Source organism: Ulvibacter antarcticus (assembly GCF_003688405.1).
In the GTDB taxonomy this organism is placed as follows: Bacteria; Bacteroidota; Bacteroidia; order Flavobacteriales; family Flavobacteriaceae; genus Ulvibacter; species Ulvibacter antarcticus.
The window spans coordinates 644,527-670,582 of record NZ_REFC01000011.1; the positions used below are offsets into that span (position 1 = coordinate 644,527).

Sequence of the window (26,056 nt, forward strand, 5' to 3'; positions counted from 1 at the left end):
TATCCCCAATGTCAGATTTTTGGCTCTTTTTCACCCTAGGCCTGGAGCATGTGCTCGACCTAAATGCCTACGATCACATCTTATTTTTGGTTGCCTTATGTGCTTCCTATTCTTTTGTTTCCTGGCGCAAGTTATTGTTATTAGTTAGTTTGTTCACCTTAGGTCATACGCTATCGTTAGTGTTGTCAAGTTATCAAATTGTAACTGTATCGGGTAGGTTGATAGAATTTCTAATACCACTTACAATATTAGTAGCTGCTATTTATAATCTGTTTACGGCTGGAAGATCCCAAAACACTAATAAACAACTCGTTTTGTATCTGGTTACCTTGTTTTTTGGGTTGATTCATGGCTTCGGATTTGCATCCTACTACAAAATGATTAATACCGAAGGGAATCTCATGCCCTTATTTGAATTTGCCTTGGGAGTTGAAATGGCTCAGATTATTATCGTGTTAATTGCACTTTTATTAGCGTATGTTTGTCAGACGTTTTTCCGTTTTAGTCAGAGAGACTGGGTGTTGGTCATCTCTTCAGTCGTTATTGGAATGGCGATTCCGATGCTGGTTGATAATTGGATTTTTTAGATTCAGAAGAGAGAAAAATGAAAAGCTTTCTGAAATAGTTAACACCACAAATTTTGCAAAACTGTAACTTCGAACTAATTTCGCTACTTATATATGTTTCTAATTATAAGATCTTTCATTCGATAAAATTGCTTTTAAAGTGTTAATAGCTATTTTCGTCTCAAATTAATTAAAGAATAAATGAATCAGAATTCCGAAAAGCAAAACCAATACGATATAGCATACTTACGAATGGCGAGAGAATGGAGTAAGCTCTCTTATTGCAAAAGAAGACAAGTTGGCGCGTTAATTGTGAAAGATAAAATGATTATAAGCGACGGATACAACGGTACACCTACCGGTTTTGAAAACATATGTGAAGATGATTCGGGCGATACAAAATGGTATGTATTGCACGCAGAAGCAAATGCAATTTTAAAAGTGGCGTCCTCTACACAGTCTTGCAATGGGGCTACTTTGTATATTACAATGTCTCCTTGCCAGCAATGTAGTAAGTTGATCCATCAGGCCGGAATTAAACGACTGGTGTATAATGTTGAGTATAAGGATAATTCAGGTATAAAATTTTTAAAGAAAGCAGGCGTTAGTATTACGTATATTGAGGATTTGGAAGTATAAAAGAGGAATGGGGTTTAAGAAAAAATATTTACCGTTGTTACTGGGTATTGCTGCGGCAGTAGGGGTTTTTATTGGGTCTAAGTTAAATTTTAACGATAAGACAGAGAAAATTTTTGCTACAAATTCGAAAAAGGACAAACTCAACCGACTTATAGATTATATCGACTACGAATATGTTGATCAGGTAAACACAGATAGTATCGTAGATGTTACTGTCAATGGAATTCTTGAAAATCTCGATCCCCATTCTGTTTATATTCCTGTTGACGAATACGAAGAAAATGCCGATGATATGCGAGGCAATTTTGTTGGGATTGGTATAAGTTTCTATCCCTATAATGATTCTATTGCCGTGATTCGCTCCATTAGTGGAGGCCCGGCCGAAAAAGTTGGAATCAAAGGCGGAGATCGTATTCTCTTTGCCGATGCCCATAAGCTGTTTGGTGAAGATACCGAAAGAGATAGTATCTCTGAATTCCTCAAAGGTGAGATAAACTCTAAAGTTAAGTTGAAGGTATTCAGAAAAGGGGAAGCAGCATTGCTGGATTTTACTGTGAAAAGAAAACGCGTGCCTTTGGTAAGCGTAGATGCCTCTTATAAATTGAATGAAGAACTTGGTTATATAAAAGTGAATCGTTTTTCTGAAACTACCTACAGCGAATTTGAAAAAGCGCTCGACAAACTTATAGATGAAGGAATTACAAAACTGGTATTGGATTTAAGGGATAACCCCGGAGGTTATATTGCTACTGCCGAACGTATTGTAGATGAATTTCTGGAAAATGATAAATTAATCCTTATCACTCGAAATAAGAACGGAGATGAAAATAAATCTTTTGCCACCCGACGCGGTGATTTTGAAAATGGTAAACTATATGTTCTTATCAATGAGAATTCTGCTTCTGCCAGTGAAATTGTGGCCGGGGCACTTCAGGATAACGATAAAGGAACCATTGTAGGACGCAGGTCGTTTGGAAAAGGATTGGTACAGCGTGAAATGGCCCTGGGAGATGGTAGTGCGGTTCGACTTACCATTGCAAGATATTACACTCCTACGGGGCGCTCTATTCAGAAGCCATACGGAAATGGAAATGAAGCCTATTATAGCGATTATGAAAAACGATATAAAAACGGAGAACTGATAAGTATCGATAGCATTAAGGTTGCAGATTCACTGCGATTTGTCACTCCTAAAGGAAAAGTTGTATACGGTGGAGGTGGTATAATTCCCGATGTGTTTGTGCCTAAAGATACCAGTGTAGAAAATGAGACCCTTCAATATATTTCCAGAAGTGGTTTTATGAGCTATTTTGTGTTCGAATACCTTGACAAACACCGGCATACGTTCGATGATATTTCTTTTACCGACTTCGCCAATGGTTTTGTGGTAGATAAAGAAATTGTAGACGGTTTCTTAGAGTACTCAAAATTCAGTGAAGCACGCCTTGATCTTAAGAAATATTCCGAAGCACTAAAAAAGGCTTTAAAGGCAAACATCGGACAACAATTATATGGTTCCAATGCTTTTGAATACATTTTAAATCAGGATGATCCTATGATCTTAAAAGTGTTAGAGTTGGAAAAGCCTAAGTTGTTGAAAGAGCAATAGGAATTATTTTTTCTTTTTCTCGATTTTCTTCGAGGTGAGTAAAATAAACAGCAGTAAGATAACACAGCCTGAAGCCAAGATTCCAATCGCGGCTACAGAACTTTCTCCTTCAAATAAATTATCGAAATCCAATTTTGTAGTATTAAAAATGGCAAGAGCAGCAGCCAGTGCAATTAGTATATATATAAATATTTTCATAGTCGTTTTCTTTAGTTAAACAGTTCCTGAATGTTAGAAGTGAACAGTTTCACTGCAATAGCCAGTAAGATTACTCCAAATATCTTTTCAATAATGGCAATTCCTGCCTTCCCTAAAATCCGCTGCAAACGCCCGGATGTTCTTAATACGATAAAGACAATCACAATATTAACGATAATAGCAATGATAATATTTTGAATATCGTACTCGGCTCTAAGTGCCAGTAATGTGGTTAAGCTACCCGGTCCCGCGACAATGGGAAATGCGATTGGAAATACGGTTGCCATGTCCATACTATCTTCGCTTTGTTTAAAAAGAGAGATGCCTAAAATCATTTCTAGAGCAATAAAGAAAAGTATAAAGGCACCCGCCACTGCAAATTCGTTTACGTTGATGCCAATAAGTTTTAGAATTTCCTCACCAATAAATAAGAATACAATCATCACAATAGCTGCAATAATAGCCGCACGACCACTTCTTATATTGATCGATTTATCTCGTAGCGATAGAATGACAGGAATACTTCCAATGATATCTATCACGGCAAAAAGCACCATGGTTGCTGTGGCGATTTCCTTAAAATTTAAATTCATAAGGCATGTAAAATTAGGCTGCAAAATTACGTATTAATGCTTGTAAACAAACAAAAATTAAGTTTTAGTTCTATGGTTTTTACTTCGGAAAAGAAATCGATCTATTTGGCGCCTTTCTTGGTTTTGCTTCGGAAAACATTTTATATTTGCAGCATGTTTCAATTAGGAAAAACAATCGTTTCCGAAGACCTTATAGAAAAGGACTTTGTGTGTAATTTAGGTGCTTGTAAAGGCGAGTGTTGTATTGCAGGCGAGGCCGGCGCACCTCTTTCAAAAGAAGAAATTATAATTTTGGAAGAAATTTATCCTAAGCTTAAGCCGTTTCTCCGTTCTGAAGGAATTGAGGCCATTGAAGCACAGGGAACTCACATTATATCTCCTCTAGATGAGCTGGAAACTCCCTTGGTAAACGGAAAAGAATGTGCCTATGTATCATTTTCTGAAAATGGCACTGCAGGCTGTGGAATTGAAGACGCTTATAATGCGGGGGCGGTAGATTTTAGAAAACCCGTTTCTTGTCATTTATACCCGGTAAGAGTTCAGGATTACAGCGAGTTTTCGGCTGTAAATTATCACAAATGGCCTATTTGTAATGATGCCTGTACATTAGGGGCTCAACTTAAAGTGCCTGTCTATAAATTTGTGAAGGACGCACTCATCCGAAAATTTGGGGAATATTGGTATGCCGAACTGGAAAAGGTGGCAGCCAAACACGATTACTAAGTCTATTTTAATGGATAATTTTTGCTTTGTTTTTTCATCTATCGAAGAATTCCTAAATTAAATTATAGGTCAGGATTAAATATCGACCTTTTTCTTCTCTTGTTACAAAGTTGACAGGCTTTGTTACATTTATGATATACTTCAAACTTCGATAAGAATAACTTTACATTCGATGCTTATTTTTCTAGCATTACTAGTTGATAATCATTAATTTAGCAATTAATTAACCATTTAAATTTTCAAATTATGAAAAAATTATTCCTTTCAATACTGGCTTGTAGTATACTTCTGGGATGTGATAATCCGGTTTCTAAAAAAATTAAAGAAGCCAAAGAAAATGTTTCGAATACTACCAGGGCAGTAAAAGAAATGACCAATCTTCAAGATGATATTGAAGAACTTCAAAATGTAGAACCCTTAACCAATGAAGATCTTAAGAAATGGCTTCCAGATGAAATAGACGGCATGAAGCGTATTAGCTATAAAGCCGGACAAATGGGAATGGTTCAGATAGCATCTGCAGAGGCAGTTTATGCCAATGAGGATAAAACCAGAAAATTTAAAATTGAAGTAATCGATGGCGCCGGACAAATGGGAGCAGCGGCGACTGCAGCAATGCGAATTATGTTTACACAAGAATTTGAGGAAGAATCTGAGTATAAAACGAGAAGAACTACAACTAAGAATGGCGTCAAAGCTATCGAGGAGTATCGTAAGAACAACAATAGTAGTACGATCGAATTTATGAAAGACAAACGGTTTTACCTAAAAGCAACCGGTACAAATATGTCTTTAGAAGAAACCTGGGATGCAATTGATGACTTAGATGCAGATGATCTAAGCTGATTTTAATAAAAAATTTATTTAGAAAAGGAGACGATTTTTAATGGTCTCCTTTTTTATTTTCTTGACTGCCTGCAAGAAGGAAGAATTGAAGTTAAAAATGCAAATCTGCGTTTTGAACACCAAATGGAAATATATTTTAATTAAAATTTTGTTTAAAATTTAAGTGCTAAAATTGGCTTCTAAAAAGGCATTAACCACCGTAAAACGGAAGCATCTGAGGCTTATCAACGACAAACTTTGCAATTGTTTATAACTCCAAGCTTTATGTTATAATTAATTGAAAATCAGCATATTATTGGTTTTGTTTAACAAAATGTTGCGAACACTTTAATTTAATGATGTTGAAAACTTTGTTGAAAACCTAAATCAGATTTTCCACTTATAACTATTATTATTTTCCATATTTGTTAGTCCCTAGTAACGACAATAAAATAAAATTTTAAAGCATAAGGACAATGAGCAAAGTAGAACCAATTTTGGAAGAGAATGAGAACAGATTCGTAATATTTCCTATTAAGCATCATGATATTTGGGAATGGTACAAGAAATCTGAAGCTAGTTTTTGGACTGCTGAAGAAATCGATCTTCACCAGGATCTTACAGATTGGACCAATAAGCTTAATGACGATGAGCGTTATTTCATAAAGCACATTCTTGCCTTTTTTGCAGCTTCAGATGGAATCGTAAATGAAAATCTTGCCGAGAATTTTGTAAATGAAGTTCAGTATAGTGAAGCGAAGTTTTTCTATGGTTTCCAAATCATGATGGAGAATATTCATTCTGAAACTTATTCGTTGCTTATCGATACTTACGTAAAAGACGAGAAAGAAAAAGATCAATTGTTTAATGCACTTGACAACTTTCCGGCTATTAAAAAGAAAGCCGACTGGGCATTGAAATGGATTGATAGTCCAAGTTTTGCTGAACGTCTTATTGCTTTTGCCGCTGTAGAAGGTATTTTCTTTAGTGGAGCTTTCTGCTCAATCTTTTGGTTGAAAAAGCGCGGACTAATGCCGGGACTAACTTTTTCTAATGAACTTATATCACGTGACGAAGGAGTACATTGCGATTTTGCCGTTCACCTTCACAATCACCACTTGGTAAATAAAGTGCCTAAAGAGCGTATTCGTGAAATAATTGTGGATGCACTTGATATAGAGCGAGAATTTATTACCGAGTCGCTTCCAGCGAGTCTTATTGGGATGAATTCTAAATTAATGACCCAATATCTTGAGTTTGTAACAGATCGATTATTGGTTGAATTACAATGTGAAAAAGAATATAACACATCAAACCCATTCGATTTCATGGATATGATTTCACTTCAGGGAAAGACCAACTTCTTCGAAAAAAGAGTTGCCGAGTACCAAAAAGCAGGTGTTACCAATATGGACAAAGAGTCGAACAAAATTAGTTTCGACGCAGATTTCTAAAAAAACCTTCCATCCTCAGAAGGAGATTTTATTATAATATTGATTACGTGCAATGTAGCAATTGTGCCTTAGAATTTATTTTCAAAAATTAAAATAACCTCGTAAAGATAAATATATGAATGTAGTAAAAAGAGACGGCCGGAAAGAACCAATAATGTTCGATAAGATCACCGCAAGAGTTCGAAAACTCTGTTATGGTTTAAACGAATTGGTTGATCCTGTGAAAATATCAATGCGGGTTATCGAAGGTCTTTATGACGGCGTTACTACTAGTGAACTAGATAATCTTGCCGCTGAGGTTGCAGCAACGATGACTACTTCTCATCCGGATTACGCCCGATTGGCAGCACGAATTTCCGTTTCTAACTTACACAAGAATACCAAGAAAACTTTTTCCGAAGTAATGATAGATTTATACGAGTATGTAAATCCTCGTACCGGAAAAGACGCACCTTTATTAAGCGATGAGGTTTATAAGGTGATCATGGATAATGCCGAAGAATTAGATTCTACCATTATCTACAACAGGGATTTTGGTTATGATTATTTTGGTTTCAAAACTTTGGAGCGTTCATATTTACTGAAACTTAACGGTAATATTGTTGAGAGACCTCAACATATGTTAATGAGGGTTTCTATAGGAATTCATTTAAATGATTTGGCTGCTGCGAAAGAGACGTATGAGCTAATGTCTAAAAAGTACTTTACACACGCGACACCTACTTTGTTTAATAGTGGAACACCGAAGCCACAAATGTCTTCATGTTTCCTACTTGCTATGCAGGATGACAGTATCGACGGTATCTACGACACATTGAAGCAGACTGCAAAAATCTCACAATCAGCTGGAGGAATTGGATTATCTATCCATAATGTTCGTGCAACGGGATCATATATCTCAGGTACAAACGGAACCTCCAATGGAGTCGTACCTATGCTTCGAGTGTTCAACGATACCGCACGATATGTAGATCAAGGTGGTGGAAAAAGAAAGGGATCATTTGCAATTTATGTAGAGCCATGGCATGCAGATATCTTCGATTTTCTGGATTTAAAAAAGAACACTGGAAAAGAAGAAATGCGTGCGCGTGATTTGTTCTATGCAATGTGGATTCCGGATTTGTTTATGAAACGTGTTCAGGAAGATGGCGAATGGACCTTGATGTGTCCTAACGAATGTCCTGGTTTGTTTAAGTGTCATGGCGATGAATTTGATGCCTTATACCATAAGTATGAAGCTGAAAATAAAGGACGTAAAACCATAAGAGCACGTGAACTTTGGGAGAAGATCATGGAATCTCAAATCGAGACAGGGACGCCTTATATGTTGTATAAAGATGCTGCAAATAGAAAGAGTAATCAAAAGAATTTGGGAACCATTCGTTCTTCAAATCTTTGTACAGAGATTATGGAATATACCTCTTCGGATGAGGTAGCAGTTTGTAATCTTGCATCAATCGCGCTTCCAATGTTTATTAAAAATGGGGAATTCGATCATAAAGAATTATTCCGCGTAACAAAGCGCGTAACTAAAAACTTAAATCGAGTAATCGATCGTAATTATTATCCTGTAAAAGAAGCTGAAAATTCAAATTTCCGTCATCGTCCGGTAGGTCTTGGAATTCAAGGATTGGCAGATGCCTTTATCATGATGCGATTGCCATTTACGAGCGATGAAGCCAAAAAGGTGAATCAGGAGATCTTTGAAACCTTATATTTTGCTGCTTTAACGGCCTCTATGGAAGAATCGAAAGTAGATGGACCATATCAATCTTACAAAGGATCGCCTATTTCTGAAGGGAAGTTCCAACACAATCTTTGGGGAATAGAAGATGAAGAATTAAGTGGTCGCTGGGATTGGGCTAAACTTCGGAAAGAGATTAAGAAAAATGGAGTTCGTAACTCATTGTTAGTGGCACCAATGCCAACCGCATCTACATCTCAAATCTTAGGGAACAACGAAGCATTCGAACCATATACTTCAAATATTTATACACGTCGAGTACTTTCGGGAGAGTTTATTGTTGTAAACAAGCATTTACTTGAAGACTTGGTAGCATTAAACCTTTGGAATGAAGATCTTAAAGAAGAGATCATGAGAGCCAACGGATCTGTACAAAATGTGGATGTTATTCCTCAGGAGTTGAAAGAATTGTACAAAACGGTTTGGGAACTTAGTATGAAGGATATTATCGACATGTCTCGTCAAAGAGGGTACTTTATTGATCAGTCGCAATCGTTGAATCTTTTTATGGAGAATGCGAACTACGCTAAACTTACTTCTATGCACTTTTATGCCTGGAAGAGTGGTTTAAAGACTGGAATGTACTACTTGCGGACTAAGAGTGCAGTAGATGCAATTAAGTTTACACTTAAAAAGGAAGTTAAAAAAGAACCGGTTGCAGCTATGGCTGAGGCCGAAGTCGATGCAACATCGGCGATCTCTAACAAGCCAATGACACCTCAAGAATTGAGGCAGATGCTGGCAAAATCGAAGGCCGCAGATGAGGATGATGACTGCCTAATGTGTGGATCTTAATTTAGGAATAATTCAAAGTAAAAAGGAAGACGAAAGTCTTCCTTTTTTTTATGGAAAGAATTTTCTAAACCTACGACAAAACCATAAAGAAAGAAATTTCGTACATTTATAAAAACCTACTTTTATGTTTACCATCTATCATGACCCCGGATGTGTTTTTTCAGTCACCTGTCTGGTTATTTTAAGAGCCTCAAATGCGGAATACAACAAGGTCGAATACAAAAAAGAACCATTTACGAGAGAGATTCTCGAGTTCATTATTAAAAGTTTAGGAGTTAAGGCTTCAGACTTAATTAATAAAAAGCAACGAACTTGGAAGTATTTGTATGAGCCTCTTGATTTAAATGATGAGGAGCTCATTCAGCTCATGATGGATAACCCCGATCTTATTGTGCGACCCATTATTGTAAGTGGAAATAAAGCCATTATAGGTAGACCGCCGGTAAATTTGATTCGCTTTATGAGAGAGAATAAGAAAGTTGCTTAAAGGCTTTTAATTTTTAATACTATCGGTTCCCAAGTATTGATCATCTTTATTATAATACCAGGCGCGATTTTTTGGCATTTTTATACCTTCTACGACCGTTTCCTCAATTAAGAGGATATATTCTCCTGCGTCTTTCCCTTTTCCGGAGGGATCACCTTTAAAAAACTGATAAATTTCCATGGCATAGTTTTCGGGATTAAAGTAAAAGTACCAAACATCGTTGCCAACCCCTTCATCGTAGCCGGCTTGAAGTACCAGATACTCTTTGCCTTTAAATTTCTTCCGAAGCACTTTTTCTGAAATGATAGTCCCCGGATCTTTAAGTTTCATGGGTAAACCGTATAAGTAGGTATAGTAATTTTTAAAAAGATTAGCTCTTTCGCAGCTTAGATTGTTTTCTTTTTTTATAGCTTCGGAAGGATCCGTTTCACCGTTAAATGCAATTTCACATTGGTCTGCGGTAATTGAATATTCTGTAGTTTTTGTGTCTCTAACTGCCTTCATATAGAAGTATTGCTTCGGAAGGTCTATCTGAACTTCACTAAGTCTTGAAGGTTTTTCGGGTGTTTCCGAAGAAATCAATAATGTTCCACTGAAGCTTTCCCAATTTCCGAAGGGATCGTGATACGCAATGGCCTTATCGAGTAAATCATTAGCCGATAGTTCTTGAGAGATTACAACAAACGGAAAAAGCAAAAGAGATAAGATTAGAGAACGGAATAGCATGTTGGCAGAATTTAATATTACTTTGTCACACTGCCCTGATACTTCAGGGGTCGAAGTGCTAGCGAGAAAAGTCTTCGACAGGCTCAGACTGACATATTTAGTCTTAATTGACCTTTGGAATCACTTCAATAAGTAATCATTTAATGTTAAATATACTCTTTTCAATATCCACAAAAAAATCATAGAGAAACCCCTCCTCCCTCGGCAGCTCCCCTTATTCCAAGGGGAGGATCTATTTATACGTACTTTTACCTTTTATCCTTGCTTATAGCTGGTATAATACTCTTCCATAAGATTCATAAGCGCCGAAACCAAGTCTTTGGTTTCCAATAACAGACTAAAATATAGCGTAGTGTTTTTAGGACTCGATTCTTCAGTTCTAGTACGTGCAATTTGTTTTTCAATTTTCTTCGATACAAAAGCAAATAGAACATCTTTTTTCTTTAAAACATCACCAATCTTCTCGATTTCTCTATTCGTAAAAATCGACTCAATCTCAACTAATAATTCATTCAACGACTGATCAATTTCCTGAAGATCCTTGATTTGATTGAAACGAAGCGCTTTATGATTATTGTTTACATGCTTATAACTGGCTTTCGAAATAAATTCCAGCGACTGAGTAATATCCTGAAGATATCCTAGTACAATGATGTAGAAGTTACTTCCGCGAACACTGGTTTCATCCAATTCTTTAATAAAGTAGAATACATTATCACGAAGTTCGTCTACTTCATCATTTAGCTTTTTAACACCTTTCTTACTCTTTTTAAGTTTAGCAGTATCCAACTTAGCGAGACCGCGAAGCATATCAGAATAGATCTTATTGGTACGACTAACAACATTTACAATGTTATCTGCACTCTCTTCAATAATTCCCTGAACCGTTTTACTTTCGGTTTTCTTAAGGCCAGTTTTATTAAGTTTCGCTGCACTTTTGTTTTTGTGAAGCATATAATTTCTTACTAGAAGTCCGATAGCCAAAAGAAGCAAGATAGCAATAGCGGCTCCTTTACCTAAGTAGATGATATAAGCCAATGTTCCAGCTGCCACAAAAGCACTGAAAGCCGTAAAGAACCAACCTCCAATTACATTAAGAACTCCAGCCACTCTGTAAACGGCACTCTCTCTACCCCAGGCACGATCGGCCAAAGAGGTACCCATTGCCACCATAAAGGTTACATAGGTTGTAGAAAGCGGTAATTTCATTGAAGTTGCAATTGAAATTAAGATTCCTGCTACCACAAGGTTTATTGAGGCCCTAATCATATCGAAAGCAGGAAGCTCGTATGTTTTGTGCTTAGGCATTGTTACTACTGGTTTTTCAAATCGGCTACTCAACTTATCCAGAGTTGCCGCTGGAAGTATAAGGCTAAGTCCGTTAGACAAGGTCGTGGCTCCTTTAACCACAGCACGCGATAACATATTAGGTTGGAACTTCTCATGTCCTTCACCCTGTCTTGATAGACCGATTTCAGTATCGGCAACTGTTCTGGCTTTTTTGGAAAACCATAAAGTCAATACCATAACACCTCCGGCAATAAATAATAACACCGGTTCTGCAGGTACCTTCTCTTCAAGAATACTCATTGAGAACGTAGTTGCCGCCTCACCCGATGCCATCCATGCTTCATAAGAGTGATATGCAGCCATTGGAACGCCTATAAAGTTTACAAGATCGTTACCTGAAAACGCAAGAGCCAATCCAAATGTTCCCACAGCGATCACTACGATCAAGATGCTTTTTTTGAAGATCTTCATAAACAAGAAAGAGAAAAGCGTCCAAAAAATAAAACTTACACCTATTATTAAAGGTGTTTGTTCGGCTAAAATGTCTTTAAAATCACCGTAGAAGGGAGTTCCCTTTAGTCCTTTTAGGAAGATAAAATACCCAATTGCTGTTAAGGCTACTCCTCCAAACAGTGCACCAAAATTCTTAATCTTATTTTCGTAGTGGAAAGTAAATACCATACGTGACAACCATTGAACCAATGCACCCACCGAGAATGCAATTACAACAGAGAGTAGTATCCCGGTAATGATTTCAGTGGCTTTTTCGGTGTTGATGTAATTACCAAGATTCGCCCAGGTTTCAGTTTCATTTGCTCCAATTTTTATTAATGCCATTACTACTGCAGCTCCCAATAATTCAAATACAATCGATACCGTAGTAGAGGTTGGCATTCCAAGGGTATTGAAGAAATCCAGCAATAATATATCAGTAATCATAACCGCCATAAAAATGATCATGATCTCGTCGAAATAGAATTCACCAGGAACGAAAATACCTTTTCTGGCTACCTCCATCATTCCACTGGAAAAAACGGCACCGATAAAGATTCCTAAGCTGGCAATGATCATTATCGTTTTAAACGATATTGCTTTAGAGCCTATTGCCGAATTTAGAAAATTAACAGCGTCATTACTAACCCCAACTACCAAATCGGCAATCGCCAAAACGGCAAGGGCAACTAACATTAACAAATAAATATTATCCATGTTTTGTGTTATTAAGAGCGGTGCAAATTTCTTATTTTAATTAAGATAATTTGTTACCAAATTGTTATTTTCTTTTATTAAAAATGAAGATCGAAGCCCAAGCGAAATTCAAGGCCATCATTCTTATTATCTAATTTGTTATAACTAAAATCACTTTGTACTTTTAATTTGTGACCCACAATATATTTCGAAACTCCAACTGTATATTGTTCCTGTATTTTTCTTTCTGTAACAGGATCGAAGTCCAACGTGGTAAAACGACCCACAACTTCATAATTACATTTAAATAGATATCCGGCCTGAAAATTAAAGGCGCTACCAGTCTCAACAACATCTCCGGTTTCGGTGATGCCATCGGTTTCAACAGCAATTGGTTTTTCCGCATCACGATTGGCATATTCTCCCATAAACGAAAAACCATTGTATTTAAACATTGCATCCACGAAAAACGTGGTGATATCGGTTTCATAGAATCCAGTTGTGGTCGCCATATAAGAACCTGCTCCGCTTCTTGTTTTAACGGCATTATTATTATAATCGTAGGTTGCTCCAAGCATTAATTTTGGCGTCTCTTCACGTTTTAAATCGCTTTGTGAATAATCACCACCGCCTTCAAATTCTCCAAAGGGAAGCATTTCAAACCTAGCGGTGTATTTATGACCGCCAAGGTTTCCACTGGTAATGTTTCTTCCTTCACCCTGAGAAATCGCTATTTTTTCACGTATTATAAAATTTTCTGAAAGATTGTCATGATGACGCAGCTGAAAACCAATATCGCGATCCAAGTTAAACCGACTGTTTAATAAAGATCGGTCGATCAACTGAAGGTTGGCTGATGAAACTACACGTTCCACATTTCCTGGAAGCTTGGTCTGTCCCACCCAGAGTTCAAAATTTTCATAAAAATTCCACATGATTACCGCATCCAGTATCATTCTGGGCGCATCACTAGTAAACTCGCTAGCCCCTGAAAGATCTCTATTTGATAATCCAAGTTCGATCTTGTACTTTAATTTAGGGGAATAGGCAAAACCACTAAATTTTAATCGCGCTCTTCTAATGAGGAAGTCTTGTTCTGGACTTCCATAAGTATCGCCGTTGTGATCCCATGCAGATGAAGCTCTAAACTGAATTCGGGGCGCAAATTTCACACTCCATGAACTGTCTTTTGCAACTAAATTAATCATCCCATTACCAAACTTCGATGAGGTAGTATCTTGTGCTTCAGACGTGTAAATGCCGGCTAAAAAAACCAACATCAAAGCGTAGCTTAATTTCATTAAGATCTCTTTAAGTTTTTGTCGCTGCAAAGAACCTAACTTAATTTAAATCTAATGTTTCGAAATTGTTATCATTTCATTTAGATAAGGCATATTGTCAAGAAGGCCACCCTAAAAAGGGCAGCCTAATTCACAATTAAATCTAGTCGACAAAAACTTAATGATCTAAAATGTGAGTTTTATGTCTAATGACTTCACAAAGAAAGACGATGATCGTGCATTAGGTGTGAAGCTAATATTAAAAAAACATTAAGGAGGTTTGACCGAATAGCTTTTCCTGCGAATAATTTTTTATTTGCAAAAAATTGATAGTCATAGTGATATAACTTTAATGTAAATTTAGAGTTAACTTAATCTCACTTAATTGTTAACTTAACTTCATCTTTTAAGATTTATGTCATTTTTAACAATTAGCACTTGGTAAAATATGATATCGACTGTTATATTTGCAGCAACCCACTTTCTATGCTAAAATCCATTGCGGCAATTTTTTTATCACTATCCTTATCATTCACGATAGTGGCGCCGACGATTTTATTGCTTTTCGACCTTGATAGTACACCTGTGGCTATGGTTGAAATTACTGAGGAAGAACTTCAAAAAAAGCCAAGTAAAGAAATAGAGCAGTCCAAAATACTGGATAACTTGAAATCTGAAGATGGTTATATAAGCTTCGGAAAGAATTCCGCGTTGTTTGGTAATTCACAATTTTTCATAACTTCCTTTAGTATGGAAGTTCATATCCCCCCTCCTGAAGCTATCGCTTAGTTTTAGTCTTTCAGAAAATAATGATAATACAGTCTTTTTGAGTTAAAAATGACTGATCTAAAATATGCATAACATTAATGAAAAATTTATTCAATTTTAAACATTTTAAAGGGGATCTATTTGGTGGTATTACCGCCGGAATCGTCGCCTTACCTTTAGCTTTAGCATTTGGAGTGAGCTCTGGATTGGGGCCTAGTGCCGGATTATATGGAGCAATATTTGTAAGTTTCTTTGCCGCTTTATTTGGTGGAACAAACACACAAATATCCGGACCAACTGCTCCTATGACTGCCGTGAGTATGGTAGTAATTGCAGGAATAATTGCGATTAATGATGGAAACATAGAAAAAGCGCTTCCTGCAATTTTAACTGTTTTTATTCTGGCCGGGCTAATGCAAATTGCATTGGGGCTTATAGGTCTGGGGAAGTATATAAAGTTTATTCCGTATCCGGTGGTGTCAGGGTTTATGACGGCAATTGGGATTATAATTTTAATCACTCAAATTCTTCCGGCTGTTGGTTATTATCCTAAAGAGGATGTAGAGTTTGTAGATCAATTTAAGCCTGAAGCCGAAGAATTGATTTTGACGAATATATTGAAAGAAGAGTCGGGAGAAGGAATTTTGGTTTTAGAGGATTTCAAAGAAACCATTAATAGAGCCGAATATATTTCGCAAGATGATATTTTAAAAGAATCCCAAACATTGGCGGCTGGTGAAGCCTCCGGTGTAATTGGCGCTATTAAGATGTTTCCAAGGGCACTTCAGAATATAAATTGGTTAGAACTATTGCTCGCGCTGGGAACAATTCTAATTATTTACGGATTTAAACGAATTACAACCGCTCTCCCAAGCACTTTAGTTGCATTGTTGGTTGTCTCCGGGATTGCTTATGGTTTCGGTTTAGATTACAGACCTATTGAAGAGATCCCAAGTGGATTGCCTATTCCAAATCTTGGTATATTTACTGGTTTTGATCTTGGAAGCATTACACCTTATATCTTTACTGCTTTAACGTTGGCGTTGCTTGGTGCAATTGATTCGCTACTTACTTCGGTAGTGGCAGATAATATGACGAAGACCAAACACAACCCGAACAAAGAATTGGTAGGCCAGGGTATAGGAAACAGTATTGCCGGTATCTTTGGTGGAATTCCGGGAGCCGGTGCGACTATTCGAACTGTTGTAAATATTAACTCAGGTGGAAAAACACGATTGTCGGGGATGGTTGCAGGAGTGTTATTACTCGTTATATTGTTATTACTAGGTCCTGTCGCCTCTCAGATTCCAGCAGCAGTTTTAGCCGGGATATTAATTACTGTGGGTATTGGAGTAATGGATTATAAAGGGCTGAAGGCAATTCCTTATATGCCAAAAGCGGAGGTTATAGTCATGATAGTCGTATTGGTGCTTTCATCAGTTTGGAATTTGGTGTATGCCGTGGGTATTGGTCTTGTAATTGCATCTCTAATGTTTATGAAGAAAATGGGAGACCTTACTTCGGAAAGATCTGATGTAAAATCATTGCTGAAGGAAAAGTATTGGGAAGATGAAATCAATTTTCCTAAAGCATTAAAAGAAGAGGTATATATTAAACATCTAAAAGGTCCTTTGTTTTTTGGATCGACAAGTGATTTCCAAAATTTGGCTACTCAAATCCCAAATCATGCAAAGGCAGTAATTATAAGGATGGGAAGGATGCAATATATGGATCAATCTGGATTGTATGCTATGGAAGATGTACTTGTGGACCTTGTAAAAAGAGACATAAAAGTGGTTTTTGTTAATGTCTTAAACCAGCCTAAGTATATGATGGAACGAATTGATATCATTCCGGATCTTATTCCGAAGGAAAGAATCTTTAAGACTTTTAATGAATGTCTAGTCTGGATTAAGGCAAATGTTGAGGATACAAAACAATAATCTGTTCGCTTAAATGAGAACTTTAATTTAGAAAAAAACAATGAAAGCACATACAAAAGAAACACAAGCGACAATGACCCCTGCAAAGGCATTGCACTATTTAAAAGAAGGAAATCAACGATTTCAGAATAACCTAAGCGCAAACCGTAACCTTTTACAACAAGTCAATGAGACCGTGGATGGACAATTCCCATTTGCAACGATTTTAAGTTGTATCGACTCGAGAGTTTCGGCAGAATTGGTTTTTGATCAAGGCCTAGGTGATATTTTCAGTATTCGAATTGCTGGTAATTTTATCAATGAGGATATTCTGGGAAGTATGGAATTTGCAAGTAAATTGGCCGGAACAAAATTAATTGTGGTTTTGGGTCATACTAGTTGTGGAGCTATTAAAGGTGCATGCGATCATGCAAGACTTGGAAATCTAACCAAACTTATTCAAAAGATCGAACCAGCAGTTGAAGCAGTTGAAGAGCCAAAAGATGAAAAACTTCGTAATTCTGGCAATTTGGAATTTGTAGATGCGGTGGCTGCAACAAATGTTCATTTGGCAATTGACAATATTAGAATCCACAGCCCTATCCTCGCAGAAATGGAAAAGAATGATGAGATAATCATTGTAGGTGCTATGTACAACATTAGTAATGGTGAAGTGACCTTCGGAATATAATCTCAGTTGTAATTAATATCAAAAAAGCCCGGTTCCATTATTTTGGAACCGGGCTTTTTTATACAGTATGATGCTGTTAGTTACGAGTCCATCCAGAACCCCAGCTTACATAGTTGGTGCCTGTTCCGTTGCCGTCGCCGCTAATAAAATCTTCTTCATTAAATGAAAATTCGGTATCGTTTTTCATTTTTAAAGTAACATCTGTAAAGATGACACCGCTTACAACTAAATCTCCATTAAGTACCCCTTGACCTGTTGGGCTGTTTCCGGTATCTCCGTCAAGATCGAAACCTTCTTCAAAACCTTGAATAGAAATGTTGTTGAAAATTCCTTGTGTTCCGGCTCTTAAACGGATAGCTTCATTAGCTGTTGCAGACCCTCTACCAACGATTGTAACATCAGTTACTGTTGGCTTTGACCAGAATACAGGGCTTGAATTGTTTCCAATATCCGTATTGTAACCATCTGCCTCAATGCCTTTATCGTGTTCTACTCTATGCTCGATATAGATATTGGTTAAATTTCCGGAATAACCTTCTGTCCAGTCTATCGAATCATCCTGAGCTCCAATTACCGAAATAAAACTAGCGTTAACCGTTCCGCCGAAAAACTCGATTCCGTCATCCTTTCCTTCAAAAGCCTGAATATTTTCTACGATAGTTCCGTTTCCTACTCCGTAGAAAGAGAATCCATTATTTTCGGAAGAAGCATCGGCTGCTCCACCAGAATATTCTACTCGTACATATCTCACTTTGCCTGAGCCATCGGCAATATCATCCCCACCGTATGGCAATCCGCCAATTTCACTGGTTGAAGTAGCCGAACCTCCTGCCACAGAATTGATTGGTGCTTTTCCAAGAAGGATTAATCCTCCCCAATCACCAGCGTTCGGAGTTGAAACAGCCGATGTCAATACCACCGGGCTACTTGCGGTTCCTTCAGCTAGTATTGTAGCTCCCTGAGCGATTGCGATATAAACACCAGCACCTGGATTTGCCTTAATAATAACCCCGGCAGGAATGGTAAGCGTCGTTCCTTCGGTCATAATCAATGCTTCTGTAAGCGTGTATTCTTTTCCTAATTCGAGCGTTAAACTTGTGGTTTTCACTCCTCCAATATTCGAATCGCTTGGAATCACTACATCTCCCCCTTGGTTGTTTTCGATTATAATTGGGGCAGTGGTATCACTTTCACATGAGGTAAATGCGAGTGCTGCAATGGCAAGACTCATAATTAAAACTTTTGTTTTCATTGGTTTTTGTTTTTAGTATTTATTATTGTTAAAATTCATATTTAAGTTGAAATGCGAGGTTCACACCTCTTTTATAGCTCGTTAAAGCAATGTCTTCTCCAGAACCGGTTTCGCGAATTCTTTCGATCGTTGGGTCCAGTAAGTTCTTTACACTAGCATTTAATTGGAAATTATCTCCAATCTGATTCTTCCAAATAAAATCTAATGCTGGAATTCCTTTTTCAATGATATTACCTAGTTGTCCCGATCCAATGGCATCGATACGATCACTAAAATAAGAGAAGACTAAATTGGCAATAGGCTTATAAACACCCAGTGTTGGACTATAGCTTAAATCTGCATTTAAGATGATTGGAGATGCTCCCTGAAGTTCTTCAGATCTGCTTTCTTCAAAAGTGGTTGAGAATAATCCTTGTGAACTCTTTAAATCTTGTTGGGTGTACATATATGTAGCATTAAATCCTGCCGAAAGTTGAGCCTTGTCTTCTGAATTGGAAATAATATTCTTTCTTATTTCTAGCTCAACGCCAAATACTTCCGCTTTATCTCCGGTTCTAAAGAATCGCTGAGTCCCGGTTGCATCATTTGCTATCACCTTATTTACCGGATCACTAATTTGTTTTGCGAAGACCGCTAAGGAGAAGATTTCACTTCTTCCGAAGAACCATTCGTACTTTAAATCGGCATTATAAATCTGTGAAAAAGAAGGATCGTTTAATAAATCCGGATTTCCACCCGCTCTTTGAGTTACATCTTCATAAACAAAAGGTGTTACTTCTTTAAATTCCGGGAATGAAACCGTTTTACTGAAAGACAGACGTAAGTTTTGATCTTCATTCAAGGCATATTTTACATTCAAACTTGGTAGAAGATAGGTTTCTTTTGCACTTCGGAAGCCGGGATCGGTAGGAAGCAAATTAATAACATCATATACAATCTCCTGACTAAGATTTTCAATGCGTAGCCCGGGAACAATGGTCCATTTTGAAGCTAATATGATTTCAGAATTGATAAATCCTGCCTGAACCTCTAAAGTACCTTTGTAGGTATTTTCAGGGTTTCCGGGAAGATTGGTGCTTCCTAAACCATTGTCATTATCAAGTGCGTTGATAACAAAGGTGTTATAAACGGAACCAATATTTTCTACATTGAAAACATCGTTTAAATTATTGACATCCAGCACTTCAGTATTTGGCTGAATTAAATCGTAACCGTATCTAATATTCTCAAAATTACGCTCTTTAGTACGTCCGTTAGACCCAAAATTTAGTTTGAATTTTTCTGAAACTGTATACCCTAGTTTCATGCGACCGTTTATTTCTTTGTCGTCTATCTTCTGAAAATATCTCTGATTGTCGAATTCAATATTACTGAAGAAGGATGGGTTTGTAGTTGGATCGTTGTCCAAAGCAAGGTCGTAACGCTCTAAACTAATTCGTTTTCGATCCGGCTGTCGGGAATCTACAACATTGTATCCTGCGCCCCATTCGAAATCAAGAATTTCATCCAGTTTATGACTTCCTACCAACTGATTTACAAAAATCATATCCTGATCAAACTGTACATTCATCTGATAAAAACCTTTATCTGTATCCAGATTGGCATCGCGATTCGCTCCTTGACCATCCGTTCCAAAATAGCCCACTTTGTCACTGGAACTATTAATGAATAATGAATTATAGCTAAGTTTATGGTCGCTATCAATTCTGAAAATAATGTTGGCCATTGCCGTAGATGTAGTCGAATATTCGTATTCTTCGGTTGCATCGAAACGTTTCTTTTCGGTAGTAGTGAAATCGATAGCTGGTCCTTCGCGATATTCGAAATTATTGTCGAAGGAGGCCGTTCCGAAGAAACTCAACTTTGTGTCATCGCTAAATCTAAAAGAAGTGCCACCTGAAAAACTTCCGTTAAAACGAACAGGGTTTCCAGCATCGACGGGATCGATACCATGCGATACAACTAAGGCAAATGGATTGTTGTTGTATCGATTGTAAAAACCAAATTTACCCGTTCCTTCACTTTTAAGGAATTCTTTATTGGCTGCTCTTGAATTTGATCCTGATCCTAATTCGAAATCAATAAACCCCTTTCCAGAGTGTTCTTTTGCAGTAATATCTACGTTTCCAGCGGCAAAGTCACCATAAAACTCGGTGCTATATGCCTTGCTTACCGCTACATTTTGTATTACTTCTGAAGAGAACAGGTTTAAATTCATGTTCTTTTTTTCAATATCATTTGAAGGAAGTGAAAGTTGATTGTAAGTTGTGTTTAGGTATCTGTCACCTAAGCCCCTCACATATACATTGCTTCCGCCTTCTTCACGTGAAACACCCGATATTTTGGTTACAGCTCCGGCGGCATCACTTACTCCTTTTCTGGCTAATTCTGCAGCACCAATACTCTGTTTAATGGTGACAGCTTTTTTCTGTTCTAATAATAGTGCTACTTCACTTTCCTTTTTAGTGGTAGTCTTTATTACCACCTCGTCTAAAGCTGCAGCACTGGCACTTAAAGGAACGTTAATAGTCGTAACTTTATCGGCTATAACAGCAGCTTCAAGTTCGATAGTGGTATATCCCACAAAACTATACTGTATACTATAGGATCCCGGGCTTAGATTTTCAAGTGAATAAAGCCCGTCGAAATCGGATGTTGTTCCTGTAGCTGTATCCTTAATAATTACATTTGCAAAAGGCAATGGTTCGTTATTATAATCCTTATCGGTTAATTTACCAACGATAGACCCTGTGCCTTGGGCAACAGTGATTGCCGTGAAACAAAGTAAAAGAATGTTTAAAAAATAGTTCATTTTCATAATTGATTTCTTGATGCAAAGATGCACCCGGTATGTAAAGACCGTGTTACTTAATAATTAAGAGTTCTTTATAGAAAGGTTATCTAGGTGTTAACTGAAATGGAGGTTTTTTACCAAGAATTGCTTTGTAAAATACTATCTTGCATCTCTAAAATTTCATGTATTATGATGCAATGGGAAGACCTACTGTCATTAAGAAGACAAGGCGATACGAACAAACGATTACGTATAGAGCAGGATGAGACCCGACTAGGTTTTGAGGTTGATTACGACAGGGTTATCTTTTCTTCAGCCTTTCGAAGTTTACAGGATAAAACACAGGTAATCCCACTTTCTAAAACCTCTTTTGTTCACACTCGCTTAACACATAGTTTGGAAGTTTCTGTAGTTGGACGTTCATTAGGGCGTACTATCGGGCGCAGTATTTTAGAGAAGCATCCCCATTTGCAAACGATACATGGGCATCATTTCAATGATTTTGGAGCCATAGTAGCAGCGGCAGCCTTGGCACACGATATTGGGAATCCACCCTTCGGTCACAGTGGTGAAAAAGCAATTGGCGATTATTTTGCCAATGGAAACGGAAAGCGATTTAAGGAGCAATTGAGTAAAAAGGAATATCAGGATCTAGTGGATTATGAAGGAAACGCAAATGGTTTCAGAATTTTAACCGAATCAAAGAATGGGGTAGATGGTGGTTTGCGTTTATCGTTTGCAACCCTCGGGGCCTTTATGAAATACCCAAAAGAATCTCTTCCGAAGAAACCTACAAAAGATATATGCGATAAGAAGTTCGGAGTATTCCAGACTGACTCCCGATTCTTTTCGGAGGTGGCTTTAGAATTGGGACTTCTGAAACGCGGAAATGCCGATGCACTCAGTTATAATAGACATCCACTGGCTTTTCTTGTGGAGGCTGCCGATGATATTTGTTATACGATTATTGATTTTGAAGACGGTATTAACCTGGGATTAATTGAAGAAGAATTCGCTCTTGAGTATCTAATAAAATTGGTGAAAGGTAGTATAAATACTGAGAAGTACGGTGCTCTGACAATGGCTTCAGACCGACTTGCTTATCTTCGGTCATTGGCGATTAATGTGTTAATTGCTGAGGCAGCTAGTATATTTATTGAAAATGAAGAAGCGATTTTAAAGGGAACATTTTCCGAAGCTTTACTCGATAAAAGTAGCTTCAAGGCACAAATTGATGATATTATTAAGATTAGCGTTGAAAAAGTGTATCGAAGTACCGAAGTGATTGATAAGGAAATTGCGGGATACCATATTTTAGCCACATTATTGGATGCATACACGACTGCCTTTGAAAATTTCAGTAATGGAAATCAAAGACATTACGACAAATTGATCCTTACATCTTTTGGTTCTGTTGTTTCTGAAAATGTTTCGGTGTACAAATTTTTAATGGAATGTTGCAGTTATGTTTCTATGATGACAGATGGAAATGCCTTACTTCATTTTCAGAAAATAAAAGGAAATTTGTAATAATTATTGTTTCAAATTACAGTCTCTACTATGGGCGATTAGGTCAATAGTCTCTAGGGTTTGTAGGGTATTGTTTTAGCAAGATTTTAATCAGAATTTGATTTAAAATGAGGCTTTATTATAATGAAAATTTGGAATTTCTCCCCATTGTTAAAATATTCCTCATTTTTTATGTTAAATGTTAAGATATTGCAACAAGTTTGTAAAGATTATGATATTTTTATGAACTCAAGAAAATTAAAATCAATCTTAGTGTGAGGTGCTGAGTTTATTATACATCTTATACGTTAATCGTAATCTTTTAAAATATGAAAAAAGTACTCTACTTACTGGCATTCATTACTGTTGGTTTTGCAAGCGCGCAAGACTTCAGTGGTGTAATTAGCTCTTATCTTAATAGCAATTCCGCCGAGCTGGGATTGCAGTCACAAGATGTTGGTGAAATTTCCATCAGCTCTGAAAGTTTCTCAAGAAGCATGAATTTGAATAACGTCTACGTTAATCAGATGCATAGCGGAATAGAAATTTTTAATTCTACTTCTTCCTTTGCTGTCAAATCAGGGAATGTAGTACACGCAAGTGTTTCGTTTACAGAAAACGTTGCTCAGAAAATAAACACGACTTCTCCAGTAATTACAGCACAAGCTGCTGTTACAAGTGCTGCGAGTGGATTGGGTATTGCTACTCCAACGAATCTTGTAGTTTTAGAAAACACAGGAGATAATTCTTATGTTTTCTCTAACGGTGGAATTTCTTTAGAGAATATTCCTGCTAGATTGGTTTTCCAAACTATAGAGAACGGCAATTTAAGATTAGCATGGGATCTTAGCATCTATTTGCTGGACGGAAGTCATTGGTACAGTGTAAGAGTTGATGCTGTTACAGGTACTGTAATTAACACCAACGACTGGGTTGTGAGCTGTAATTATAGTGGTGGAGATCACACAGCACATGCAGGTCAAAAGAAAAGTAGTGACAATGGATCTAGTGTATTGTTCGCTGAGAAAACATCTTCAGTTGTTTTAACTGAACCACGTTACAGAGTATTCCCTATTCCACTTGAGAGTCCAAATCATGGACCGGAGCAATTAGTATATAACCCTGCTAATGCAATCGCCTCTCCTTTTGGATGGCATGATTTTGATGGTGTTGTTGGTTCTGAATTTACAATTACCAGAGGTAATAACGTATGGGCTCAGGAAGATCAGGATGGTAACAATGGTACCGGTACATCTCCAGATGGTGGAGCAGATCTTCACTTCGATTTCCCTTTTGACTTCGATACAAATCCTGCAAACATGATTGATGCTTGTACTACAAACTTATTCTATATGAACAACATCATGCATGATGTAATGTTTCAATATGGTTTTGATGAAGAAGGTGGTAACTTCCAACAACTCAATTACGGAGGACTAGGATTAGGAAATGATTATGTACTTGCCGATGCTCAAGATGGATCTGGAACGAACAACGCAAATTTCGGTACACCTCCAGACGGACAAAGACCAAGAATGCAAATGTTTCTTTGGGATGGCGCAGGACCTCCGGGAACACCTTTAACAATTAATAATGGTCCATTAGCCGGTGATTATATTGCAATCCCTGCTGTTTTTGGTGCACCACTTCCAGAAATTCCTTTAACTGAAGACTTAGTAGTAGTAGTTGATGATGATGCAGGAACTTCAACAGATCCAAACGATGCTTGTGATACTATCCTTAACGGAGCTGATCTTAATGGTAAAATTGCGGTAATTAGAAGAGGAGATTGTGAATTTGGTTTCAAAGCATTGGCTGCAGAAACTGAAGGTGCAGTTGCGGTAATAGTAGTTAACAATGTAGCTGGTGATCCTATCCCAATGGGTCCAGGTGTTAATGGTGGTAGTGTAACCATTCCTTGTATTATGGTAAGTCAGGCAGATGGTGAGGCAATGATCACAGAATTGATGCTTCCAGCTGTTGTAAATGGATCTATATATGAAACTGGTCCTTATCAGATCGATGGTGATGTAGATAATGGAATTGTTGCTCACGAATACGGACATGGAATTTCAAATCGTCTTACTGCTGGTCCTTCTAATACAGGATGTTTAGGAAACCAAGAACAAATGGGTGAAGGATGGAGTGATTATATGGCACTTATCTTTACACTTGAGCAAGGAGATACAAGAGATGATTCTAGAGGAATTGGAACATACGCTGGTGGTGAGCCTGTAACAGGAGGTGGTATTAGAACCTACCCTTACAGTACTGACTTTGGTATTAATCCACATACGTACGATGATATTAAAACTGAAGTAGCACCTCATGGTGTTGGTTCTGTTTGGGCAATGATGCTTTGGGAAATGACATGGGATCTTATTGATGCTCGTGGAGGTACAATTGGAAATATTTATGATGGTGGTACTAATGGTGCCGGTAATAACTATGCATTGCAATTAGTTACCGACGGTATGAAGTTACAACCATGTGAGCCTGGTTTCGTTGATGGTAGAGATGCTATCTTACAAGCAGACATGATTGCTTACGGTGGTGAATTTAGATGTTTAATCTGGAAAGCTTTCGCAAGAAGAGGTCTGGGTGAAAGTGCAAATCAAGGAAGTTCTGGAAGTAAAAGTGATGGAACTGAAGCATTCGATATTCCTGGAGATTTACCAGCAGGAGACTGTGACCCACTTGCTACTATAGAGCATAACTACGACAACAACTTCAAAATTTATCCAAATCCATCTAATGGAAACATAACTATTGAATCTGTTGTAAAAGCTGGAGATGTAACAATTTCTATCATCGATCTTAATGGAAGAACAGTGTATACACAAGATGTTATTTTAAACAATGGTGTAAACATTAATGCTACTAACTTAAATGCTGGTATCTATGTTGTTCAAATTGATGGTGTAAATTATACTCACAATGCGAAATTGATTATCAAATAAGAATTCATCTTATTAATAAAGTAAAAAGGAGGCTGTTAAGCCT

At 37.3% G+C, this 26,056-nt stretch carries 20 protein-coding genes; 13 read left to right on the forward strand and 7 right to left on the reverse strand.

Annotated features, from left to right (window positions below):
• Positions 1-8: 8 nt before the first annotated feature.
• The 3 genes from BXY75_RS03160 (at position 9) to BXY75_RS03170 (ending at position 2,814) form a co-directional block, all read left to right on the forward strand.
• Entirely contained in the window at positions 9-587 is a 579-nt protein-coding gene (locus BXY75_RS03160) for a HupE/UreJ family protein (RefSeq protein ID WP_121906242.1), read from the forward strand.
• Positions 588-767: 180 nt separating this feature from the next.
• Entirely contained in the window at positions 768-1,205 is a 438-nt protein-coding gene (locus BXY75_RS03165) for a deoxycytidylate deaminase (protein ID WP_121906243.1), read from the forward strand.
• Positions 1,206-1,212: 7 nt separating this feature from the next.
• Positions 1,213-2,814 carry a S41 family peptidase gene (locus BXY75_RS03170; RefSeq protein ID WP_121906244.1) on the forward strand — a complete coding sequence of 534 codons (1,602 nt, stop codon included), beginning with the start codon at positions 1,213-1,215 and terminating at the stop codon, positions 2,812-2,814.
• Between the two features lie 3 nt (positions 2,815-2,817).
• On the opposite strand, the gene BXY75_RS03175 is transcribed toward BXY75_RS03170, so the two are convergent.
• Together BXY75_RS03175 and BXY75_RS03180 are read right to left on the reverse strand one after the other, a co-directional pair.
• The gene (locus BXY75_RS03175) at positions 2,818-3,012 is read right to left on the reverse strand and encodes a hypothetical protein (protein WP_121906245.1); all 195 of its coding nucleotides are present in this window, start codon (positions 3,010-3,012) and stop codon (positions 2,818-2,820) included.
• An 11-nt stretch (positions 3,013-3,023) separates the two neighbouring features.
• Entirely contained in the window at positions 3,024-3,605 is a 582-nt protein-coding gene (locus tag BXY75_RS03180) for a MarC family protein (protein ID WP_121906246.1), read from the reverse strand.
• A 153-nt stretch (positions 3,606-3,758) separates the two neighbouring features.
• Here BXY75_RS03180 and BXY75_RS03185 point away from each other — a divergent pair, with 153 nt between their 5' ends.
• The 5 genes from BXY75_RS03185 (at position 3,759) to BXY75_RS03205 (ending at position 9,633) form a co-directional block, all read left to right on the forward strand.
• Positions 3,759-4,328, forward strand: a complete 570-nt coding sequence (locus BXY75_RS03185; RefSeq protein ID WP_121906593.1) for a DUF3109 family protein — start codon at positions 3,759-3,761, stop codon at positions 4,326-4,328.
• Between the two features lie 246 nt (positions 4,329-4,574).
• Positions 4,575-5,174, forward strand: coding sequence for a hypothetical protein (locus BXY75_RS03190; protein ID WP_121906247.1), 600 nt, complete (start codon positions 4,575-4,577; stop codon positions 5,172-5,174).
• A 455-nt stretch (positions 5,175-5,629) separates the two neighbouring features.
• Complete coding sequence (locus BXY75_RS03195) at positions 5,630-6,607, forward strand: ribonucleotide-diphosphate reductase subunit beta (RefSeq protein WP_121906248.1); 978 nt, start codon at positions 5,630-5,632, stop codon at positions 6,605-6,607.
• Positions 6,608-6,722: 115 nt separating this feature from the next.
• On the forward strand, positions 6,723-9,146 hold the full coding sequence (locus BXY75_RS03200) for a ribonucleoside-diphosphate reductase subunit alpha (protein ID WP_121906249.1): 2,424 nt from the start codon (positions 6,723-6,725) through the stop codon (positions 9,144-9,146).
• Between the two features lie 124 nt (positions 9,147-9,270).
• The gene (locus tag BXY75_RS03205; RefSeq protein ID WP_121906250.1) at positions 9,271-9,633 is read left to right on the forward strand and encodes an ArsC/Spx/MgsR family protein; all 363 of its coding nucleotides are present in this window, start codon (positions 9,271-9,273) and stop codon (positions 9,631-9,633) included.
• 6 nt (positions 9,634-9,639) lie between these two features.
• Here BXY75_RS03205 and BXY75_RS03210 read toward each other — a convergent pair whose 3' ends face one another.
• The 3 genes from BXY75_RS03210 to BXY75_RS03220 all read right to left on the reverse strand — a co-directional run bounded on the left by BXY75_RS03210 (position 9,640) and on the right by BXY75_RS03220 (position 14,138).
• Positions 9,640-10,359 carry a DUF6503 family protein gene (locus tag BXY75_RS03210; protein WP_121906251.1) on the reverse strand — a complete coding sequence of 240 codons (720 nt, stop codon included), beginning with the start codon at positions 10,357-10,359 and terminating at the stop codon, positions 9,640-9,642.
• A gap of 255 nt (positions 10,360-10,614) precedes the next feature.
• Positions 10,615-12,858, reverse strand: a complete 2,244-nt coding sequence (locus BXY75_RS03215; RefSeq protein WP_121906252.1) for an inorganic phosphate transporter — start codon at positions 12,856-12,858, stop codon at positions 10,615-10,617.
• A 77-nt stretch (positions 12,859-12,935) separates the two neighbouring features.
• Positions 12,936-14,138 carry a porin gene (locus BXY75_RS03220; RefSeq protein WP_121906253.1) on the reverse strand — a complete coding sequence of 401 codons (1,203 nt, stop codon included), beginning with the start codon at positions 14,136-14,138 and terminating at the stop codon, positions 12,936-12,938.
• A gap of 465 nt (positions 14,139-14,603) precedes the next feature.
• On the opposite strand from BXY75_RS03220, the gene BXY75_RS03225 reads away from it, so the two are divergent.
• From BXY75_RS03225 to BXY75_RS03235, 3 genes are all read left to right on the forward strand, one after another.
• Positions 14,604-14,906, forward strand: a complete 303-nt coding sequence (locus BXY75_RS03225) for a hypothetical protein (protein ID WP_121906254.1) — start codon at positions 14,604-14,606, stop codon at positions 14,904-14,906.
• A 77-nt stretch (positions 14,907-14,983) separates the two neighbouring features.
• Complete coding sequence (locus BXY75_RS03230) at positions 14,984-16,828, forward strand: SulP family inorganic anion transporter (RefSeq protein ID WP_121906255.1); 1,845 nt, start codon at positions 14,984-14,986, stop codon at positions 16,826-16,828.
• Between the two features lie 40 nt (positions 16,829-16,868).
• Positions 16,869-17,498: a carbonic anhydrase family protein gene (locus BXY75_RS03235; protein WP_121906256.1), complete on the forward strand. Its 630-nt coding sequence runs from the start codon at positions 16,869-16,871 to the stop codon at positions 17,496-17,498.
• Positions 17,499-17,574: 76 nt separating this feature from the next.
• Here the strand turns inward: BXY75_RS03235 and BXY75_RS03240 are convergent, their stop codons facing one another.
• A complete protein-coding gene (locus BXY75_RS03240) occupies positions 17,575-18,750 on the reverse strand; it encodes a multidrug transporter (RefSeq protein WP_121906257.1) in 1,176 nt (391 codons plus the stop codon).
• A gap of 28 nt (positions 18,751-18,778) precedes the next feature.
• Positions 18,779-21,568, reverse strand: a complete 2,790-nt coding sequence (locus BXY75_RS03245) for a TonB-dependent receptor (protein ID WP_317125236.1) — start codon at positions 21,566-21,568, stop codon at positions 18,779-18,781.
• A 168-nt stretch (positions 21,569-21,736) separates the two neighbouring features.
• Here BXY75_RS03245 and dgt point away from each other — a divergent pair, with 168 nt between their 5' ends.
• Both dgt and BXY75_RS03255 read left to right on the forward strand, forming a co-directional pair.
• Positions 21,737-23,074 carry a dGTP triphosphohydrolase gene (gene dgt, locus BXY75_RS03250; protein ID WP_121906258.1) on the forward strand — a complete coding sequence of 446 codons (1,338 nt, stop codon included), beginning with the start codon at positions 21,737-21,739 and terminating at the stop codon, positions 23,072-23,074.
• Positions 23,075-23,382: 308 nt separating this feature from the next.
• Positions 23,383-26,013: a T9SS-dependent M36 family metallopeptidase gene (locus BXY75_RS03255; protein WP_121906259.1), complete on the forward strand. Its 2,631-nt coding sequence runs from the start codon at positions 23,383-23,385 to the stop codon at positions 26,011-26,013.
• Positions 26,014-26,056: the final 43 nt, after the last annotated feature.

Bases quoted from the DNA above. Each gene is read 5' to 3' on its own strand.
- BXY75_RS03160 (WP_121906242.1), top strand. From the start codon at position 9: ATGTCAGATTTTTGGCTCTTTTTCACCCTAGGCCTGGAGCATGTGCTC.
- BXY75_RS03230 (WP_121906255.1), top strand. From the start codon at position 14,984: ATGAAAAATTTATTCAATTTTAAACATTTTAAAGGGGATCTATTTGGT.
- BXY75_RS03200 (WP_121906249.1), top strand. From the start codon at position 6,723: ATGAATGTAGTAAAAAGAGACGGCCGGAAAGAACCAATAATGTTCGAT.
- BXY75_RS03190 (WP_121906247.1), top strand. From the start codon at position 4,575: ATGAAAAAATTATTCCTTTCAATACTGGCTTGTAGTATACTTCTGGGA.
- BXY75_RS03175 (WP_121906245.1), bottom strand. From the start codon at position 3,012: ATGAAAATATTTATATATATACTAATTGCACTGGCTGCTGCTCTTGCC.
- BXY75_RS03215 (WP_121906252.1), bottom strand. From the start codon at position 12,858: ATGGATAATATTTATTTGTTAATGTTAGTTGCCCTTGCCGTTTTGGCG.
- BXY75_RS03195 (WP_121906248.1), top strand. From the start codon at position 5,630: ATGAGCAAAGTAGAACCAATTTTGGAAGAGAATGAGAACAGATTCGTA.
- dgt (WP_121906258.1), top strand. From the start codon at position 21,737: ATGCAATGGGAAGACCTACTGTCATTAAGAAGACAAGGCGATACGAAC.
- BXY75_RS03210 (WP_121906251.1), bottom strand. From the start codon at position 10,359: ATGCTATTCCGTTCTCTAATCTTATCTCTTTTGCTTTTTCCGTTTGTT.
- BXY75_RS03205 (WP_121906250.1), top strand. From the start codon at position 9,271: ATGTTTACCATCTATCATGACCCCGGATGTGTTTTTTCAGTCACCTGT.
- BXY75_RS03255 (WP_121906259.1), top strand. From the start codon at position 23,383: ATGAAAAAAGTACTCTACTTACTGGCATTCATTACTGTTGGTTTTGCA.
- BXY75_RS03240 (WP_121906257.1), bottom strand. From the start codon at position 18,750: ATGAAAACAAAAGTTTTAATTATGAGTCTTGCCATTGCAGCACTCGCA.
- BXY75_RS03220 (WP_121906253.1), bottom strand. From the start codon at position 14,138: ATGAAATTAAGCTACGCTTTGATGTTGGTTTTTTTAGCCGGCATTTAC.
- BXY75_RS03235 (WP_121906256.1), top strand. From the start codon at position 16,869: ATGAAAGCACATACAAAAGAAACACAAGCGACAATGACCCCTGCAAAG.
- BXY75_RS03170 (WP_121906244.1), top strand. From the start codon at position 1,213: ATGGGGTTTAAGAAAAAATATTTACCGTTGTTACTGGGTATTGCTGCG.
- BXY75_RS03165 (WP_121906243.1), top strand. From the start codon at position 768: ATGAATCAGAATTCCGAAAAGCAAAACCAATACGATATAGCATACTTA.
- BXY75_RS03245 (WP_317125236.1), bottom strand. From the start codon at position 21,568: ATGAAAATGAACTATTTTTTAAACATTCTTTTACTTTGTTTCACGGCA.
- BXY75_RS03180 (WP_121906246.1), bottom strand. From the start codon at position 3,605: ATGAATTTAAATTTTAAGGAAATCGCCACAGCAACCATGGTGCTTTTT.
- BXY75_RS03185 (WP_121906593.1), top strand. From the start codon at position 3,759: ATGTTTCAATTAGGAAAAACAATCGTTTCCGAAGACCTTATAGAAAAG.
- BXY75_RS03225 (WP_121906254.1), top strand. From the start codon at position 14,604: ATGCTAAAATCCATTGCGGCAATTTTTTTATCACTATCCTTATCATTC.